General features: G+C 70.8%; 17 protein-coding genes, 1 tRNA gene and 2 pseudogenes. 12 read left to right on the top strand and 8 right to left on the bottom strand.

Translation table 11 applies throughout. From position 1 onward, the window contains the following. Nucleotides 1–521: 521 nt before the first annotated feature. Nucleotides 522–1,367, bottom strand: coding sequence for a sigma-70 family RNA polymerase sigma factor (locus HLK59_RS27820; protein WP_171144268.1), 846 nt, complete (start codon nucleotides 1,365–1,367; stop codon nucleotides 522–524). A gap of 131 nt (nucleotides 1,368–1,498) precedes the next feature. Then, nucleotides 1,499–1,936, bottom strand: coding sequence for an alternative ribosome rescue aminoacyl-tRNA hydrolase ArfB (gene arfB, locus HLK59_RS27815; RefSeq protein WP_171144270.1), 438 nt, complete (start codon nucleotides 1,934–1,936; stop codon nucleotides 1,499–1,501). Nucleotides 1,937–2,098: 162 nt separating this feature from the next. On the opposite strand from arfB, the gene HLK59_RS27810 reads away from it, so the two are divergent. The 3 genes from HLK59_RS27810 to HLK59_RS27800 all read left to right on the top strand — a co-directional run bounded on the left by HLK59_RS27810 (nucleotide 2,099) and on the right by HLK59_RS27800 (nucleotide 4,246). Then, nucleotides 2,099–2,674 (top strand): TerD family protein, encoded by a 576-nt coding sequence (locus HLK59_RS27810; protein WP_171144267.1) that lies wholly within the window; start codon nucleotides 2,099–2,101, stop codon nucleotides 2,672–2,674. Between the two features lie 133 nt (nucleotides 2,675–2,807). Beyond that, complete coding sequence (locus tag HLK59_RS27805; protein ID WP_171144266.1) at nucleotides 2,808–3,770, top strand: bifunctional GNAT family N-acetyltransferase/NUDIX hydrolase; 963 nt, start codon at nucleotides 2,808–2,810, stop codon at nucleotides 3,768–3,770. Between the two features lie 5 nt (nucleotides 3,771–3,775). Further along, a complete protein-coding gene (locus tag HLK59_RS27800; protein ID WP_171144265.1) occupies nucleotides 3,776–4,246 on the top strand; it encodes a hypothetical protein in 471 nt (156 codons plus the stop codon). A gap of 12 nt (nucleotides 4,247–4,258) precedes the next feature. Here the strand turns inward: HLK59_RS27800 and HLK59_RS27795 are convergent, their stop codons facing one another. Further along, nucleotides 4,259–5,659, bottom strand: a complete 1,401-nt coding sequence (locus HLK59_RS27795; RefSeq protein WP_171144264.1) for a M1 family metallopeptidase — start codon at nucleotides 5,657–5,659, stop codon at nucleotides 4,259–4,261. 53 nt (nucleotides 5,660–5,712) lie between these two features. Between HLK59_RS27795 and HLK59_RS27790 the strand changes: the two genes are divergently transcribed. Continuing rightward, the gene (locus HLK59_RS27790) at nucleotides 5,713–6,213 is read left to right on the top strand and encodes a hypothetical protein (protein ID WP_171144263.1); all 501 of its coding nucleotides are present in this window, start codon (nucleotides 5,713–5,715) and stop codon (nucleotides 6,211–6,213) included. Nucleotides 6,214–6,228: 15 nt separating this feature from the next. Here HLK59_RS27790 and HLK59_RS27785 read toward each other — a convergent pair whose 3' ends face one another. Continuing rightward, nucleotides 6,229–6,888, bottom strand: coding sequence for a hypothetical protein (locus HLK59_RS27785; protein ID WP_171144262.1), 660 nt, complete (start codon nucleotides 6,886–6,888; stop codon nucleotides 6,229–6,231). 4 nt (nucleotides 6,889–6,892) lie between these two features. Then, nucleotides 6,893–7,579, bottom strand: a complete 687-nt coding sequence (locus HLK59_RS27780) for a pentapeptide repeat-containing protein (RefSeq protein WP_171144261.1) — start codon at nucleotides 7,577–7,579, stop codon at nucleotides 6,893–6,895. Nucleotides 7,580–7,742: 163 nt separating this feature from the next. Here HLK59_RS27780 and HLK59_RS27775 point away from each other — a divergent pair. From HLK59_RS27775 to HLK59_RS27765, 3 genes and pseudogenes are all read left to right on the top strand, one after another. After that, nucleotides 7,743–8,180 (top strand): annotated as a pseudogene (locus HLK59_RS27775) (FAD-dependent oxidoreductase); the annotation flags it as partial. Nucleotides 8,181–8,252: 72 nt separating this feature from the next. Then, nucleotides 8,253–9,233, top strand: coding sequence for a zinc-binding dehydrogenase (locus HLK59_RS27770; RefSeq protein WP_171144260.1), 981 nt, complete (start codon nucleotides 8,253–8,255; stop codon nucleotides 9,231–9,233). Nucleotides 9,234–9,325: 92 nt separating this feature from the next. After that, a complete protein-coding gene (locus tag HLK59_RS27765) occupies nucleotides 9,326–10,822 on the top strand; it encodes an MFS transporter (protein ID WP_346779828.1) in 1,497 nt (498 codons plus the stop codon). Nucleotides 10,823–10,847: 25 nt separating this feature from the next. Here the strand turns inward: HLK59_RS27765 and HLK59_RS27760 are convergent. Both HLK59_RS27760 and HLK59_RS27755 read right to left on the bottom strand, forming a co-directional pair. Next, a pseudogene (locus HLK59_RS27760) lies at nucleotides 10,848–12,254 on the bottom strand (FAD-dependent oxidoreductase). Nucleotides 12,255–12,263: 9 nt separating this feature from the next. Continuing rightward, the gene (locus HLK59_RS27755) at nucleotides 12,264–12,917 is read right to left on the bottom strand and encodes a rhomboid-like protein (protein WP_171144258.1); all 654 of its coding nucleotides are present in this window, start codon (nucleotides 12,915–12,917) and stop codon (nucleotides 12,264–12,266) included. A gap of 33 nt (nucleotides 12,918–12,950) precedes the next feature. On the opposite strand from HLK59_RS27755, the gene HLK59_RS27750 reads away from it, so the two are divergent. Together HLK59_RS27750 and HLK59_RS27745 are read left to right on the top strand one after the other, a co-directional pair. Continuing rightward, nucleotides 12,951–13,829 carry an aminoglycoside phosphotransferase family protein gene (locus tag HLK59_RS27750; protein ID WP_171144257.1) on the top strand — a complete coding sequence of 293 codons (879 nt, stop codon included), beginning with the start codon at nucleotides 12,951–12,953 and terminating at the stop codon, nucleotides 13,827–13,829. Nucleotides 13,830–13,875: 46 nt separating this feature from the next. Continuing rightward, entirely contained in the window at nucleotides 13,876–14,355 is a 480-nt protein-coding gene (locus tag HLK59_RS27745) for a GNAT family N-acetyltransferase (protein WP_171144256.1), read from the top strand. A 46-nt stretch (nucleotides 14,356–14,401) separates the two neighbouring features. Here HLK59_RS27745 and HLK59_RS27740 read toward each other — a convergent pair. Continuing rightward, nucleotides 14,402–14,475 (bottom strand) — tRNA-Thr (locus tag HLK59_RS27740). A gap of 215 nt (nucleotides 14,476–14,690) precedes the next feature. Here HLK59_RS27740 and ugpC point away from each other — a divergent pair. From ugpC to HLK59_RS27725, 3 genes are all read left to right on the top strand, one after another. Then, nucleotides 14,691–15,779 carry a sn-glycerol-3-phosphate ABC transporter ATP-binding protein UgpC gene (gene ugpC / locus HLK59_RS27735; protein WP_171144255.1) on the top strand — a complete coding sequence of 363 codons (1,089 nt, stop codon included), beginning with the start codon at nucleotides 14,691–14,693 and terminating at the stop codon, nucleotides 15,777–15,779. Between the two features lie 215 nt (nucleotides 15,780–15,994). After that, complete coding sequence (locus tag HLK59_RS27730; protein ID WP_171144254.1) at nucleotides 15,995–16,450, top strand: hypothetical protein; 456 nt, start codon at nucleotides 15,995–15,997, stop codon at nucleotides 16,448–16,450. A gap of 118 nt (nucleotides 16,451–16,568) precedes the next feature. Next, the gene (locus HLK59_RS27725; protein ID WP_171144253.1) at nucleotides 16,569–17,300 is read left to right on the top strand and encodes a nucleotidyltransferase family protein; all 732 of its coding nucleotides are present in this window, start codon (nucleotides 16,569–16,571) and stop codon (nucleotides 17,298–17,300) included. The last annotated feature ends 28 nt before the right edge of the window (nucleotides 17,301–17,328 follow it).

Raw genomic sequence — 17,328 nt, 5'->3', positions numbered from 1 at the left:
GCCTCCCGGGACAGGGCGCTTCCAGGGTGAGCACGCCGACAGGGCGGCGGCGCCTCCAGGGCGTGAGCCTCCCGGAGCGGGGCCCCTCCACAGCGTGAGCCTCCGAGGCGCGAGCCTCCCGGCACAGGGACCTCCAGGACGGGGGCACCTCCATGGCGTGAGCCTCCCGGGACAGGGCGCTTCCAGGGTGAGCACGCCGACAGGGCGGCGGCGCCTCCAGGGCGTGAGCCTCCCGGAGCGGGGCCCCTCCACAGCGTGAGCCTCCGAGGCGCGAGCCTCCCGGCACAGGGACCTCCAGGACGGGGGCACCTCCATGGCGTGAGCCTCCCGGGACAGGGCGCTTCCAGGGTGAGCACGCCGACAGGGCGGCGGCGCCTCCAGGGCGTGAGCCTCCCGGAGCGGGGCCCCTCCACAGCGTGAGCCTCCGAGGCGCGAGCCTCCCGGCACAGAGACCTCCCAAGACAGGGCACCTCCAGGGCGGGGGCGCTTCCAGGGTGTGAGCCCCCGGAGCGGGGCCTCTCCTACAGGAGTTCGATCTCCAGGTCGGCCACGCGCGCGGGGGCGGTCACGACGTCGATCACGGCGATCCGGTCCCGGACGAAGGGGAAGGCCAGCGCCCGCTCCACCCGCCCGTCCACCAGCACCGCGAGTCCCGTCGCCCCGTCGACCAGCGCGGGCCGCGCGACCAGGGCGAGGCGGGCGAAGCTCGTCGCACCCTTCGCCACCGCAAGGGCGCCCGCCGTGACACCGGCCTCGGCACGCGCCACGACGTCCGGGTCGAGCACATCCACCAGCGCGTCGAAGTCGCCCCCGCGCGCGGCGGCCAGGAAGGCGTCGACGACCTCCCGCTGCCGGACCAGGTCCGCGTCGGGCGCCGGCGCGCCCTGCACCCGGCGCCGGGCCCGGCTGGCGAGCTGCCGCGTCGCGGCCGGCGTACGTCCCACGATGTCGGCGACATCCTCGAACGGCACCGCGAACAGGTCGTGCAGCACGAACGCCAGCCGTTCGGCGGGCGTCAGCGTCTCCAGTACGACGAGCAGCGCGACGCCGACCGAGTCGGCGAGCAGCGCGTCCTGCTCGGGGTCGGGGACCACGCCGGGCAGCGGTACGTCCGGCTCCAGCGGCTGCTCGGCACGCGCCTTGCGGGACCGCAGCATGTCCAGACAGACCCGGCCGACGACCGTGGTCAGCCAGCCGCCGAGATTCTCCACCTGCCGGGTGTCGGAACGGCTCAGCCGGAACCACGCCTCCTGCACCGCGTCATCCGCCTCCGCGCCCGACCCGAGCATCCGATAGGCGACAGCGTTCAGATGCCCCCGGTACGCCTCGAACCGCTCGGCAAGAAACTCGCTCTCGCTCTCACTCATCGGCTCTGCCCTCTCGTCACGCCACCAGCTGGTCTCACCGCTCTGACGAACGGGAGGGCGCGGATGTGACAGGGGTTCCGCCGCCGCTCTTCGGCGGGGGCGGTCGGCGCGGGTCGGCGCTCACCCCTCGCCTAGCCCCAGTCGCGGCCCGTCCTGCCCCGCTTCGTCTCCGCTCGCTGCTTCTTCTCGCGCAGGCGGCGTTCGTTGATGCCGCGCGGGATGCGGGTGGCTCTGCGGGGCTTGGGGGGCGGGGCGGTGGCTTCGGCCAGGAGGGCGGCAAGGCGTACGGCGGCGGTCTCGCGGTTGCGCCACTGGGAGCGGTGCTCGGAGGAGCGGACCGTGAGGACGCCGTCGACGAGCCGGCCGGACAGGCGTTCGAGAGCCCGCTGCTTCCACACCTCGGGCAGGGACTCCGTCTTGGCCAGGTCGAAGCGGAGCTCCACCTGTGAGTCGCTGGTGTTGACGTGCTGGCCGCCCGGTCCGGACGACCGCGAGAAACGCCACATGAGCTCGGCCTCGGGAAGAGAGACGGAGCCGCGGATGACGTGAGGACCGGACATGCCCCCTATGGTCGCCCGGCTGACCCGCACACGTCACGCGATTATCGCTCGGTAAAGAAAGTAAAGACACCTGGAACCTTCGGTACCCCTCACGGCGTTCATGGGGGTAGATGTAGCTTCAAGCCCGTACCGCCTGTGCGTGCATTGCATAACGAGGGAAGGATCCCAACCATGGCTGTAAGCCTGTCCAAGGGTGGCAACGTCTCGCTCACCAAGGAGGCTCCGGGCCTGACTGCCGTCACCGTGGGCCTGGGCTGGGACGTCCGCACCACCACCGGCACGGACTTCGACCTCGACGCCTCGGCGATCGCCGTCAACCCGACGGGCAAGGTCTACTCCGACGGCCACTTCGTCTTCTTCAACAACAAGCAGACCCCGGACAACACCATCGTCCACACCGGTGACAACCGCACCGGCGAGGGCGCGGGCGACGACGAGTCGATCAACGTCAACCTGGCCGGCCTCCCGGCCGACGTCGACAAGATCGTCTTCCCGGTCTCGATCTACGACGCCGAGAACCGCTCGCAGAACTTCGGCCAGGTCCGCAACGCGTACATCCGCATCCTCAACCAGGCCGGCGGCGCCGAGATCGCCCGCTACGACCTGTCCGAGGACGCGGCCACCGAGACCGCCATGGTCTTCGGCGAGCTGTACCGCAACGGCGCCGAGTGGAAGTTCCGCGCCGTGGGCCAGGGCTACGCCTCGGGCCTGGCGGGCATCGCGTCGGACTTCGGCGTGAACGTCTGACGGACCCACCACGCTGCACAGGAACCCCTGGCCTCGGCCGGGGGTTCCGGCGTTGCGAGGGACGCCGCGACAGGCGTAGCGGGGTGTGGTGTTACGAGGATGCGCATGACGTGTGCGCGATAAGTTGCCCCGCATGATCCTCGCCCCCGTCCCCCTCACCTGCGACCACGACATCCCGGCCCCCGTCCTCACCGAACTCACCGCGCTCTACGCCGCCAACCGTGAGTTCCACGCCCTCAGCGGGGACTTCCCGGACCCGGACGACGTGCGCCCGGAGCAGGTGGCGGCCGCGCTGGCCGACGATCTCGCGGAGCCGGACGCCGAGGTGCTGCTCGCCCGCAGCGAGGGACGGCTCGTCGGGATCGTGACCACACTCGCCCACCATCCCGACCCGGCCGACCCGGACCCCTGGATCGGCCTGCTGATGGTGGACACCGGTCTGCAACGGCAGGGGCACGGGCGGCGGCTGGCATCCCTCGTCGAGGACCGTTTCCGCACGGCGGGCCGCGGCGCGGTACGTCTGGCCGTCCTCGACGCCAATCCCAAGGGCCTCGCCTTCTGGACCGCCCTCGGCTACGAGGTGATCGACCACCGCGACGACCGCGCGCTCGGCCGCCCCTGCGCGGTCCTGCGCAAATCACTGCGCCAGCCGCCGCGCACCCCTCGCCGGGCCGCCCGGATCGCCGTGCTCGACCCCGAGGGCGCGGTCTTCCTGCTGCGGTACGACAACGTCGAGGTCGGCATCCACTGGGCCATGCCCGGCGGCGGCCTGGACCCGGACGAGAGCCCCGTCGAGGGCGCCCTGCGCGAACTGCGTGAGGAGACGGGCTGGACGGACCTGGCGGCGGGCCCGCTGCTGTGCACCTGGGAGCACGACTTCACGCACGTCTCCGTCGGCCCGGTCCACCAGCACGAGCACATCTACGTCACCCATGGCCCGCGCCGCGAACCCACCGGCCCCCACCTCGCCGCCGCCCACACCGAGGACGGCATCCTCACCTGGCGCTGGTGGACCCGCGAGGAACTCAGGGAGGCGGCCGAGGCGATGTGGCCGCCGGACCTGGCGCGGCGGCTCGACTCGTTCGACGGGGCCTGACCCCGATGGAGTGGACGACCCTCGCCGGCACCGGACTCGGCGCGCTCGTCGGCATCGGCTCGACCCTGCTCGCGGACCGCGCCCGCTGGCGCCGGGACTCGACGGAACAGTCCCGGCAGGAACGCAAGGAGATATACGTGGCCTGTCTGACGACTTTCCGTCAGGCCCACGAAGCCATGCGCGCCGTCGCCACCGGAGACCAGAGCAGAGATGCGGTGGCGGTGGATGCGGCCGTGCGGGAGGCGTTCCGGGAATCGGGATGTAACGAGGTCCGGGAGACGGCCCTGATCTGCGTACCCGAGGAACTCGCCGACTCGATCGAAGAGGCGTACCTCAGCCTGCGCAAGCTGCGCGACGTGCTCGCTGCTGGCAACCCCATTGACTCAACGGAGTATCGAGAGTCCCGCCAAACCCACGCCCAGACCGTCTGGGCAGCCCGCTCGGCAATGCGCCGTGACCTCGCGCGCAATCCCTGACCTGGTCGCCCTTCAGGCTCGCTTCGGCTTCCCCTCCCCGTACAGCCACTGCGCCCAGATCCCGTCGAAGTCCTCGTCCGGCGCCTGCTTCTCCACGTACGCCGTGAAGTCGTCGGTGTCCGCGTTGCCGTGGCGGTGGGCGGCCGTCCAGCCCTGGACGATGTCGTAGAAGGTGTCGTCGCCGACGGTCTGGCGGATCTTGTGGACGACCATCGCGGCGCGCTGGTAGACGGGTCCCTCGTCGGAGATGTGCGCGGCGCCGGTGGGCTCGGCCGGCGGGAAGGACCAGAGGTCCTCGAACCTGTCCTCGCCGTGGTCGTAGAGCGCGTCGAACGTCTCCTGGGCGCTGTCGCCGCCCTCGTCCTCCTCCCACAGCCACTCCGCGTAGGTCGCGAAGCCCTCGTTGAGCCACATGTCCCGCCAGGTCCTCGGCGTGACGGAGTCGCCGAACCACTGGTGCGCGAGCTCGTGGACGAGGAGCCCGGTGTCCGGGGCGCCGGGGAAGAAGGGGCGGTTCTGCGTCTCCAGCGCGTACCCGGCGTCGTCCTCGCCGCCGACGATCGCGCCGGTGGAGGAGAAGGGGTAGGGGCCGAAGTTGTACTCCGCCCACTCCATGACCTCCGGCAGCCGGGCCAGCGCCTTCGCGCTCGCCTTGGCCTGCCCCGGGGCGACGGCCGTGTACACCGGGAGGTCACCGGCGGTGGAGCGGCGGATGTCGTAGTCGCCGACCGCGAGCGTGGCGACATGGCTCGCCATGGGCTCGGCCGTGCGCCAGGTGAAGGTCGTACGGCCCTCGCTGGTCGTCTCGCCCGTCAACTCCCCGTTGGACACGGCCTCCAGGCCCTCCGGGACGGTGACCGCGATGTCGTACGTCGCCTTGTCGGAGGGATGGTGGTTGCCGGGGAACCACGCCATCGACCCCGTCGGCTCGCCGAGCCCGACCGCGCCGCTCTCCGTGGGCAGCCAGCCCTCCTCGGAGCCGTCCGGGTCGGTGATGGTCTGCGGGGTGCCGGAGTAGCGGACCCGTACCTCGAACGTCTCCCCCTCACCGAGATCGGCCTCCGGACGGACGGTCAGCTCCTGCCCGGTCCGGTTCCAGCGGGCCTTCTCGCCCTCGACCGTGACCTCCTCGACCTCCAGCCCCTTCAGATCCAGATCGAAGGCGGACAGGTCCTGCGTGGCCCGGGCGGTGACGACCGCCGTGCCGGACAGATGCTCCGCTTCGGGGTCGTAGGAGAGCCGCAGCGCGTAGTGGCCGACGTCGTACCCGCCGTTGCCCGCCTTCGGGAAGTACGGGTCGCGCACCCCGGAGCCGCCGGGGGTGCCCCGCACTCCACCGCCGGTGCACGCCGAGAGCGCGAGGGCCAGCAGGACGGCAGCACAGGCCGGGACAAGGCGCACGGAACGGGACATGACAGCGATCCTAGGGCGACGCACCACCACCACGCCGTGACACCATCTCGTACGTGCTCGACATCGGCTACGCCCTCTCCAACCGCTTCCCGGACCCGCCCCAGACGGACTACCGCCGCGCGGACGTCCACGCGCTGCGCCACGACCTGTTCTGCGGTGACGTCTATCTCGCCGACACCAAGGCGGACCGGGAACTGTCCACGGCCTGGGGATGGGTGCCGGTGCTCGACTTCGCGTGGGCGCTGTGCGACATCGTCGAACGTCTGGACCGCGACCCCGCCGGCTCCCGGGCCTCCCGCCCCCAGCACGCGGAGCTCGACTTCACCGAGTCCACCGACCGCATGCTCTTCGAGCGCCGCTTCGGCTGGGTCGACATCGAGTCGGACTGGATGCCCGGCGAGGAACCGGCGCTGACCTTCTCCCACTCCGAACTCCGCCGCGAGGCACGGGACTTCCTCCACGACCTGCTCGCCGACCTGTGCGACCTCCACGACGACCTCGCCGAGAACCCCGCGATCTGGACCCTCCAGGCCCGCTTCCCCAGAATCCGCTGACCGCCCGCCGCCCCGTCAGTCCCCGGCCGGGCCGAAGGCCGCCCCGCCGAACACCATCAGCTCCTCCAGCGGTAGGCCCGCGGGCAGCTCGCCACGGGAGAGGCCGGTGTACCCCGTGCACAGCCGGCGGCCGTCCAGACCCAACGTCTCCATCACGTCGTGGTGCTGGTCCTCCGCGAAGACATACCGCCCGTCCCCGCCACCGTCCTCCGGGTCCAGGGCAGTGCGGCGCAGGACGGACTCCAGCACCGTCCGGTCCACGGGGGCGGCCGCGAACGGCAGGAAGGCCTCGGGGTCGGCACCGTCGGGATCGGGCCGTAGGGAGTCCCCGCCCACCGGATTGCCGTCCTCGTCGGTCTCGCCCTCGTCGAAGTACCCGGGATACGAGTCGTAGAAGTGCCGCTCCTCCCCGTCCTCGAAGACCCGCAGATCCAGCACATCCGAGTCATGGACGTACGAGCTCAGCGTCGCCGCCCCCAGCAGCCGGCTCAACGGTCCGGCCAGCTCGATCGCGTCGGTCTCCGGGTCCGGGAAGAAGAGCGCCGTGTGCCCGGGGCCCGCCGCTGCCGCGTACCCCCGCAGCGCCCTGCCGTCCTCCCCCGTCGCCCCGTCGAGCAGCGACACCACCTCGGCGCGCTTCCGCGCGACCAGGACATTGCCGTAGAAGGTCCCCACCCCGTCAGCCCTCCACCGTGATCCCCATCTGGCCCGCCAGCACCGGTGCCAGGTCCAGCAGTTGCGCGGTGCTGATGACCGCCCCCGCGAGCCGCTCCACGCCCCGCGCGATGTCGATCTCCGCCGCGCCCCGCAGATCCACGTCCACGAGCGTCGCCCCCGTGAGGTCCGCCCGCTTCAGCGCGCAGTCCACGAACTCCACCCGCTCCAGCCGGGCCCCGCCGAAGTCCGGCTCGGCGAGGACGCAGCTCTCGAAGACGACGTCTCTGAGACGGGCCATGCGCAGATTGAGGTAGTCGATCTTGCCGCCGCGGATCACCACCCGTTCCAGGACCGCCCCGTGCAACTGCACCCCGCCCAGCCGGGCGTCGACCAGCTCCACGTCCCGCAGGGTCGCCTCGGACAGGTTGGTCCCCACCCCCCGGACCCCGGTGAGGACCGAGTCCAGCAGGCGCGCGTTGCGCAGCCGCGTCTCGTCCAGCGCGCACCCCGTCAGCGCGCAGTCCATGAAGCGGGCGCCCGAGGCGTCCTGCCCCGCGAAGTCCGTCTCCGTGAACTCCAGCCCGTCGTAGTCCCCGTCCGGCTCCAGCCCTCCGCCGTCGTACGCCACCAGCGGCGGCAACCGTACCTCCGGCCGTCGCGCACCCTTCACACCGGACCCGCCGGCCCCACCTGCCGCTCTCCTCGCCATACCCCCATGCTGCACCCCGCCACTGACAACGCCCGGCGCGAACCCCCTGGCCTGCGACGACTCCCCCGCTGTCACTAAACACAGCGCCCGGTTCGTCGTACTCACGAAGAACCCCGCGGCCCCTCAGGCGACGGCACGACAAACAAGGCGACCCCGACCGCCGGCCCGCCGGCTCCTCGCCGACGACTCGCTGACCTGGACCGGCGGCCGGACCACTCTCATCGCCCTCGCCGTCTCCGACCTCGACTCCCCCGGCTGGATCGAGCACGGGGGTCTGGGGGTGTCCCCAGAAAGCACAGCACCGCACAGCACCGCGCAGGACCGCACCCTCGCGCCCGCCGGTGAACAGCTGATCCAGGGGCAGATCCCGCTGGCCCCCGACGAGTCGAAGGCCGACGGGACCGCCCGGGCCGAGCGGCTTCTCGACCTCGCCTTCGACGGCTGGCGCGACCGCCCCGCCATCGACCGCGGCGCCGGTGTCCATCTCGCCGGTGACCAGGTCGCCGCCCCCGGTGTCCTGTCCGAGGTGTCCTTCAACAGCGCCCTCACCGCCGTATCGCTGGCGCTGGGCCGGCACAGCCTTGACCTCAAGCATGCTTGAGGTTGGAGAGTGAGGTCCCGACAGCCCGGACCACCCCGGTCCAGGCCTCGACAGCCCACAGGGGGACCACTCATGCACGCCATCCGACTGCACGCCTTCGGCCCGGCCGAGAACCTCACCCACGAGGAGGTCGAGGCCCCCCTCCCGGGCCCCGGCCAGGTCCGCATCGCCGTCGAGGCGGCCGGCGTCCACCTCCTGGACACCGCACTCCGCGAGGGCGCGCAGGGCCCCCTCCCCACTCCGACCGAACTGCCCACCATCCCCGGCCGTGAGGTCGCCGGCGTCATCGAGTCCCTCGGCGACGGCGTCGCCGCCCTCTGGCTCGGCAAGCACGTCGTCGCCCACCTCGGCTTCGCCCCCGGCGGCTACGCCGAACTCGCCGTCACCGACGTCGACCGCGTCCATGAGATCCCGGCGAACCTCGACGCCGCCGAGGCCGTCGCCATGATCGGGACAGGCCGTACGACGATGGGGATCCTCCAGTTCACCGACCTCGACCCCGACTCGGTCGCCGTGATCCCGGCCGCCGCCGGCGGTATCGGCACCCTCCTCGTGCAGTACGCCAAGAACGCCGGCGCCACCGTGATCGGACTGGCGGGCGGTCCGCGGAAGGTGGCCCGCGTGGAGGCGAACGGCGCCGATCTCGCCGTCGACTACAAGGACCCCTCCTGGCCCGACAAGGTCCGCGCCCACCTCGGCGGACGCACCGCCACCGTCGTCTTCGACGGCGTCGGAGGCGAGGTCGCCCGCGAAGCCGTCGCGCTCCTCGGCCCGGGCGGCAAGCACATCGTCTTCGGCTGGTCGGGAGAAGGCATCCACGACGGCGGGCCCTACCTGGTCGACGGTGTGTCGGAGCAGGTCCTGGGCCCCGTGATGATGCGGAAGGCCGGCGGCCCCAACCCCGTCCGCATCCTCGAACTGCGCGCCCTCAGCGAGGCCGCCGCGGGCCGTCTCACCCCCGCGGTCCACCGCTTCCCGCTCGCCGAGGCGGCCGCCGCGCACCGGGCGCTGGAGACGCGCGGCACCATCGGCAAGGTCGTTCTCGTGCCATGACACGCGCCACGACACGCGCCACGAAACGGACTGGGACACGCACTACGACACACCCAGATGTGATTCGTACCGATTCATGGTCTTCTGACCAGGTGGACCGCACCCGAACGGACCAATCCACCGCGGCCACCGACCCTCGCCGCTGGTGGGGTCTGGTGGTCATCGCCCTCGCCCAGCTGATGGTGGTCCTCGACGCGACCATCGTGAACATCGCCCTGCCCTCCGCACAGCAGGACCTGGGCATCTCCGACGGCGACCGGCAATGGGTGATCACCGCCTACACCCTCGCCTTCGGCGGACTCCTCCTGCTCGGCGGCCGCATCGCCGACCTGGTCGGCCGCAAGCGCACCTTCGTCATCGGTCTCGTGGGCTTCGCCGCCGCCTCCGCGCTGGGCGGCGCCGCCCAGACGTCCGGCATGCTCTTCGGCGCCCGGGCGCTCCAGGGCGTCTTCGCCGCCGTACTCGCCCCGTCCGCGCTCAGCCTCCTGACGACGACCTTCACCGACCCGAAGGAGCGCGGAAAGGCCTTCAGTATCTACGGCGCGCTCGCGGGCAGCGGCTCGGCGATCGGCTTCATCGTCGGCGGCCTCCTCACCGAGTACCTCGACTGGCGCTGGTGCCTCTACGTCAACGTCCCCATCGCCGTCATCGCCGTCTTCGGAGCCCTCGCCCTCCTGCACGACCGCCCGGGCCACGCGGGAGCCCGCCTCGACGTACCCGGGGTACTGCTGGGCTGCGGCGGACTCGTCGCGATCGTCTACGGCTTCAGCGAGGCGGAGCCGCGCGGCTGGACCGACGCCCTGGTGCTGGGCCTCTTCGCGGCGGGAGTCGTCCTCCTGGTGACGTTCGTCTGGTGGCAGTCGAAGGCCCCCGTGCCCCTGCTGCCCCTCCACATCGTCAAGGACCGCAACCGCGCCGGCTGCTTCCTGACGATGGGCCTCGCCGTGATCGGCATGTTCGGCCTGTTCCTCTTCATGACCTACTACCTACAGGTGATCCTGGCCTACTCCCCGGTCAAGACCGGCCTGGCGTTCCTGCCGCTCACGGCCGCGATCATCATCGGCTCCACCCAGATATCCGCCCGCGTGATGCACCGCGTCCCGCCCCGCCTGCTGATGGCCCCCGGCATGGTCCTCGCGGCGAGCGGCATGCTGATCCTCACGCAGATGACCGTGCACAGCGACTACGCGACGGAGATCCTCCCCGCCCTCGTCCTCATGGGCCTGGGCATGGGCCTCACCTTCATGCCGGTCTTCGCCACCGCCACCGCCGGCATCGCCCCCCAGGACTCCGGCGTCACCTCGGCCACCGTCAACACCTCCCAGCAGGTGGGCGGTTCGATCGGCACGGCCCTGCTCAACACCATCGCCACCACCAGCAGCACCGCCTACGTCACCGCCCACCTCACCACCGGCGGCGACCGCGCCCTGATCGCCAAGGAGGGCATCGTCCACGGCTACACCGTCGCCATCTGGTGCGCCGCCGGCATCATGCTCCTGGCCGGCCTCGTCGCGGCCCTGATGGTCACGGCCAAGCCGCTGGGGCACGACGCCCCGGCGGACGGGGCACTGAAGGAGTCGATGGCCTGAACGCGGACCGGGAGCGGCCGAAACCCTAGTGACGCCCCGCGACCCGGTCCGCGATCCGCGCCAGCCGCGACGACTCCGTACTGTGCGTCGCCGTCTCCCGCCGATCAGCGGCCCGATACGTCGCGTACATCCCCTGCACCCCCAGCCACCGGAACGGCTCGGGCTCCCACTTGCGCACCTTGTGCCCCACCCACGGCAGATCCGTCAGCTCGGTCGTCCCGCCCTGCCCCGAGTCCCACCGCACCAGATCCCGAAGCGTCCGCGCGGCGAGGTTCGTCGTGGCCACACCGGAGCCGACGTAACCCCCCGCTCAGCCCAGCCCCGTGGCCCGGTCCAGCGTCACCGTCGCGCACCAGTCCCGCGGCACCCCCAGCACCCCCGACCAGGCGTGTTCGACCCGCACCCCCGCCAGCGAGGGGAAGAACCGCACAAGGATCTCCCGCAGCGCCTCGACCGTCGCGTCCTGTGTCCGCCCGTCGCTGTCCGTCCTGGACCCGAAGCGATACGGCACCCCGCGCCCGCCCAGCGCGATCCGCCCGTCCTCGGTGCGCTGGGCGTACATGTACGCGTGCGCCATGTCCCCGAGCGCCTCCCGCCCGGCCCAGCCCACCGACTCCCACTGCTCCTCGGACAGCGGCTCGGTGACGACCATGGAGGAGTTCATCGGCAGCCAGGTCCGCCGCTGGCCCTTCAGGTTCGCGGTGAAACCCTCGGTGCAGCGCAGGACGTAGGGCGCACGGACCGTGCCGTACGGCGTGACCGCGTGCTTCGGACGGATCTCCGTCACCGGCGTCCGCTCATGGATGACGACCCCCAGCGCCTCGACTACCGCCGCGAGCCCCTTCACCAGCTTCACCGGGTGCACGCGCGCGCCGTGCGGCGTCCACGAGGACCCGACCGCGCCGGCCACCCGGATCCGTTCCGCGGTCTCGCGGGCGTCGTACAGCTCACGGTCCTTCTCGCCGTACGACAGCTCGTGCGCGTGGAAGTCCTTCAGCCGCGCCAACTGCGCCGGAGTGGTGGCGACTTCGAGCACCCCGCCCTTGTGGATGCCGGCGTCGATGCCCTCTTCGCCGGCGACACGGACGACCTCGTCCACGGTGTCGTTCATGGCCTTCTGAAGGCGTACGGCGGCCTCGTGACCGTGCAGCCGCGCGTACCGGTCGCGGCCGGCGACGCCGTTGTAGAGCCAGCCGCCGTTGCGGCCGGAGGCCCCGTATCCGCAGAACTGCTGCTCCAGGACGGTGACCTGGAGGAAGGGCGCCGCCTTCTTCAGGTAGTACGCGGTCCACAGTCCCGTGTATCCACCGCCGACGATCACGACGTCCGCGGCGGCGTCACCGGAGAGCGGTTCCCGCACCGCCGGGAGGCCGTCGTCCGCGTACCAGAAGGAGATGCCGCCGTTCACGACAGCGCGTTCCGAGCTGCTCATGGCCGGACGTTAACCCCTGACCGCACCCGCTGTCTCCTTCGGATTTCGTCGTCCCGAACGCCCTCTGACCAGCGGATAGCACCCCAGCCCGATCAGCACGGACGTGAAGTGCCCCAGGTCGGTGAAGGTCCGCCCGGTCACCAACGGCACCCCGTAGACGACCAGCACGACCATCACGTACGGAAGCCGCCACGGCGCCCGGATCCGGTACGCGAGCACCGCGACCACCCCCGCCAGCGCGTAACTCACCCCGATGTCCAGCGTGTTGACGGCCGACTCCGGCGCCATCCCGTGCCGGATGCCCCACAGCAGCGCGCCCTCACTGATCAGCGTCGCCAGCACATGCGCCGCCACACACACCGCGAGCCAGCGGACCGTACCGAGCCAGCGCTCGGCCCGCGCGTGGAAGACGGAGTAGAGGAGCACGTACGGCAGCCAGTGGCCGCCGTCGATCCACATCGCGCTGGAGACGAGCACCCGGACCGGATTGCTCGACAGTTCATGGATGTTGGTGGACCGCTGCCGCAGGAACTCCTCCTCGAACTCCGGCGACATGTGATGCAGGGCGACCGTCGTCACGAACAGGATCGCCAGCCAGACGTACGTGCCGGGGGCGCTGCGGACGTACCTCCACACCTTGTGGCACCCCCGGGAAATTCGCATGAGCCGATTTACCCACGCCGTTAGCCTCGGACGGTGATCGACATCCCGGAAGAGCTGGCAGCGGCGCAGGCGAAGTTCAACGGAGAGGCAGGGCGGGGGTTCATCGCCGGACTGCCACAACTGGCGGCGGACTTCCTGGACCGCTGGGACCTACGGCGGGACGGCGCCGCGATGCACGGCGTCTCGGCACTGATCCTGCCGGTCGTCCGCCGCGCGGACGGCATCGAGGCCGTACTGAAGTTGCAGCTCCTGGACGAGGAGAGCGAAGGCGAGCCGGTCGCCCTGCGCGCATGGGACGGCGACGGCGCCGTACGCCTCCTGGACCACGACCCCACGACGGGCACGATGCTCCTGGAACGCCTCGACCCGTCCCGCATGCTCTCCCACGTCCCCGACTCCCGCGAGGCCGTCCTGGTCATCGCCCACCTCCTGTCCCACCTGACGTCGTTCCCGGCCCCGGCCGGCCTGCGCGGGCTCGCGGACATCGCGGGGGCGATGCTGGAACAGACACCGTGGGCGCTGGCCCGGATCCCGGACGCGGAGGCACGCGGACTGGTCGCCGACTGCGCGGCGGCGGTACGGGAGGTGGTGGCCGAGCCCGGCGACCGCCTCCTGCACTGGGACCTCCACTACGACAACGTCCTGGCCTCGGACCGTTCGCCCTGGCTCGCCATCGACCCCAAACCCCTCGCCGGCGACCCCGGCTTCGATCTCCTCCCCGCCATCGACAACCGCTTCGACCCCGACGAGGTGCACTGGCGCTTCGACGCCATGACGGACGTCCTCGGCCTGGACCGCCCACGCGCGCGTGCCTGGACACTGGGCCGCGTGCTCCAGAACTGCCTGTGGGAGATCGAGGACGGGCGCCCGCTGGAAGCGGAACAACTGGAAATCGCCCGCCGCCTGACCTGACGCCTGACCCGCCGCCTGACCCGCCGCCCGAAAGGCCACCCCCTTCATGATCCGCACCGCCACCCCCACAGACATCCCCGTCATCCACGCCCTGATCCGCGAACTGGCCGACTACGAGAAGGCCCTGGACGAGGCGAGGGCGACCCCGGAACAGCTCCACGAAGCCCTCTTCGGCGAGCACCCGGCGGCCTTCGCCCACATCGCACAGGACGACACGACGGGCGAGGCGGTCGGCTTCGCCCTGTGGTTCCTGAACTTCTCCACCTGGCGCGGCGTCCACGGGATCTACCTGGAGGACCTGTTCGTCCTCCCCACGGCCCGAGGCAGCGGCCACGGCAAGGCCCTCCTGACCGAGCTGGCACGGATCTGCGTACAGCGGGGCTACGAGCGCCTGGAGTGGTCGGTCCTCGACTGGAACACCCCGTCGATCGCCTTCTACGAGGCCCTGGGAGCACGCCCGCAGGACGAGTGGACGGTGTACCGACTGACGGACGAGGCGCTGGGATCACTGGCCGGCAAGGCATAAGAAATGCCCAGGCCAGAACAGTCCTGACCTGGGCTTTCACACAGAGAGCCCCCTGTCGGATTCGAACCGACGACCTACGCATTACAAGTGCGTTGCTCTGGCCATCTGAGCTAAGGAGGCATACGTACGGCTGACGCGTACGCGCCCGTGCAGTGTACCCAGGTCCCGGCCGCGCCCTGTCGAAAATTTCGGCGAAGTTCACATGCCCCCGACTACTGACAGATCGGGTGAACGCCAGGTACCGTCCCTCCAAGTTCACCTGTGTGGACTACACCACCACCTTCCTACAACGGATCGTCCGGCACGTTCCTGCCGGTAGAAGGGGGCCCATCACCATGGCCACTGTTTCGTTCGACAAGGCGACCCGGATCTACCCGGGTACGGAGAAGCCCGCTGTGGACGGGCTCGACATCCACATCGAGGACGGCGAGTTCCTCGTCCTGGTCGGTCCGTCCGGCTGTGGCAAGTCCACCTCGCTCCGCATGCTGGCGGGGCTCGAGGACGTCAACGGCGGTGCGATCCGCATCGGTGACCGTGACGTCACGCACCTTCCGCCGAAGGACCGGGACATCGCCATGGTGTTCCAGAACTACGCGCTGTACCCGCACATGACCGTCGCCGACAACATGGGCTTCGCGCTCAAGATCGCCGGTGTGCCGAAGGCGGAGATCCGCCAGAAGGTCGAGGACGCCGCGAAGATCCTCGACCTGACCGACTACCTGGCCCGCAAGCCCAAGGCGCTCTCCGGTGGTCAGCGTCAGCGTGTCGCCATGGGTCGCGCCATCGTGCGTGAGCCCCAGGTGTTCCTCATGGACGAGCCGCTGTCCAACCTGGACGCCAAGCTCCGTGTCTCCACGCGTACGCAGATCGCGTCCCTCCAGCGCCGTCTCGGCATCACCACCGTCTACGTCACCCACGACCAGGTCGAGGCCATGACGATGGGCGACCGCGTGGCCGTGCTGAAGGACGGTCTGCTCCAGCAGGTCGACACCCCGCGCAACATGTACGACCGCCCGGCGAACCTCTTCGTCGCCGGCTTCATCGGCTCCCCCGCGATGAACCTGGTCGAGGTCCCGCTCACCGACGGCGGTGTGAAGTTCGGCAACAGCGTGGTGCCGGTCCAGCGTGACGCCATCTCCGGCATCACCGACAAGTCGGTGACCGTGGGTGTCCGTCCCGAGCACTTCGAGGTGGCGGGCGCGGACTCCGACAAGGGTCTCGCGGTCACCGTGAACGTGGTCGAGGAGCTCGGCGCCGACGCGTACGTCTACGGCTCCGCCAAGCTCGACGGCGACACCAAGGACCTCGTCGTCCGCGTCAGCGGCCGTGACGTCCCGGAGAAGGGCAGCACGCTGCACGTCGTGCCGCGCTCGGGCGAGACCCACGTGTTCTCGACCTCCACGGGCGCGCGTCTCTCCGACTGACCCAGAGGCAGTACATCCCGGGTGATTTCACCCAGGTTGACGAAGAGGGCCCCGCAGCCTGCTGCGGGGCCCTCTTCGTTGTCGACAAATACCCCGGCAGACCGGGCATTTCGAGCAGCGTGCGTCAACGCCTTACCCAATTCGAGGCACCAGTTCATCCCCCGAACCGGTGACTAAATGTCGCCAAATCATCACCCCGCGCTACCCTCACACGCGTGAAGCACTCCACTAACCAACAGACGCGACGCGGTCAGGGCCCCGCCCGACGTATCGGCCGCACGCTCGCCCTTGTCCTGCCCGTCGTCCTGGTCCTCTCCGGGACCCTCGCGGTCACCCGAGTCGACTGGTCGGGGGACCCCTCGGGCTCCGTGCTCACCGCCTCCGACGTCTCGGCGGCCGGCGCCTCCTCGAAGGCCAGGGCACGTGCCCCGCAGGACGTACTGCGCGACAAGCTCCTGACCGAGCTCCAGGAGGAGAGCCCGGGCGTCGCCCTCACCCACCTCCAGGAGGCCGTGAACGGCCGCCCGTCGCTCGCCAGGCACTGCGCGTCGATCGCCCGCGCGCTCGGCCGTGCGGCGGTGCGGGTCTACGGCCCGACGCGTGCGCAGGCGTACGCCCGACCCGTCTGCGACACCTCCTTCGCGACGGGTGTGGCGGCCGCCCACCGCTGAGCCCACGACCGAGCCCACAGACAACCGGAACCTGACTCTCCGATTGCGGAAAGTTACGTCTGAATAAGGAACGGTTACCGGCAGAAGCCGCGAGCGGGACGCCACGTACAGTTCGGGCATGACCGATCCGAACGCCGCGTCCCGCCCCGTTCAAGCCGTCGTCCTGGCAGGTGGCCAGGGCTCCCGGCTGCGCCCGTACACCGACGACCGGCCCAAGCCGATGGTCGAGATCCCCGGGACGGGGACTCCGATCATCGGCCATCAGCTTGCCTGGCTCGCCGAGGAGGGCGTCACGGACGTGGTGGTCAGCTGTGGCCATCTCGCCGACGTCCTCCAGAAGTGGCTGGACTCGGCCGATCTGCCCGTGAACGTGTCGACGGTCGTCGAGACGGAGCCGCTGGGCCGCGGTGGTGGCCTCAAGTACGCGGCGGCGCACCTTCCGCACCCCGACCAGCCCTGGTACGCCACGAACGGCGACATCTGGACCCGGTTCTCGCTGCGGGAGATGGCGGACTTCCACACCGAGCGCGACGCGGTGGCGACGCTGGCGTTGGCGCGGCCGCGGATTCCGTGGGGGGCCGTGCAGACCGACGGGTTCGGCCGGGTGACGGACTTCATCGAGTCGCCGCCGACCACGTACGAGATCAACGCGGGCGTGTACGTCTTCTCCCCCGAGTTCGCCGGGATGCTTCCGGAGCTGGGGGACCATGAGCGGACCACGTTCCCGCATCTGGCGCGGGAGCGGCGGCTGGCCGGGTACCCGATTCCGCACGGGGCGTACTGGCGGGCCATCGACACCGCGAAGGACCTGAAGGAGGCGGCCAAGGAGTTGGCCGCGCTGGGACGGTAGCAGTCACGTCAGAAGGGCCCCGCACCTT

The sequence above is a fragment of the Streptomyces sp. S3(2020) genome (genome assembly GCF_013044505.1).
Classification (GTDB): Bacteria; Actinomycetota; Actinomycetes; order Streptomycetales; family Streptomycetaceae; genus Streptomyces.
Note: the sequence above shows the minus strand (reverse complement) of the source record. Positions and strands in the feature narration are given on the sequence as shown.

Coding starts and splice junctions, on each gene's coding strand:
- HLK59_RS27820 (WP_171144268.1), bottom strand. CDS start 1,367: ATGAGTGAGAGCGAGAGCGAGTTTCTTGCCGAGCGGTTCGAGGCGTAC.
- HLK59_RS27810 (WP_171144267.1), top strand. CDS start 2,099: ATGGCTGTAAGCCTGTCCAAGGGTGGCAACGTCTCGCTCACCAAGGAG.
- HLK59_RS27805 (WP_171144266.1), top strand. CDS start 2,808: ATGATCCTCGCCCCCGTCCCCCTCACCTGCGACCACGACATCCCGGCC.
- HLK59_RS27800 (WP_171144265.1), top strand. CDS start 3,776: ATGGAGTGGACGACCCTCGCCGGCACCGGACTCGGCGCGCTCGTCGGC.
- HLK59_RS27795 (WP_171144264.1), bottom strand. CDS start 5,659: ATGTCCCGTTCCGTGCGCCTTGTCCCGGCCTGTGCTGCCGTCCTGCTG.
- HLK59_RS27780 (WP_171144261.1), bottom strand. CDS start 7,579: ATGGCGAGGAGAGCGGCAGGTGGGGCCGGCGGGTCCGGTGTGAAGGGT.
- HLK59_RS27770 (WP_171144260.1), top strand. CDS start 8,253: ATGCACGCCATCCGACTGCACGCCTTCGGCCCGGCCGAGAACCTCACC.
- HLK59_RS27755 (WP_171144258.1), bottom strand. CDS start 12,917: ATGCGAATTTCCCGGGGGTGCCACAAGGTGTGGAGGTACGTCCGCAGC.
- HLK59_RS27745 (WP_171144256.1), top strand. CDS start 13,876: ATGATCCGCACCGCCACCCCCACAGACATCCCCGTCATCCACGCCCTG.
- ugpC (WP_171144255.1), top strand. CDS start 14,691: ATGGCCACTGTTTCGTTCGACAAGGCGACCCGGATCTACCCGGGTACG.
- HLK59_RS27725 (WP_171144253.1), top strand. CDS start 16,569: ATGACCGATCCGAACGCCGCGTCCCGCCCCGTTCAAGCCGTCGTCCTG.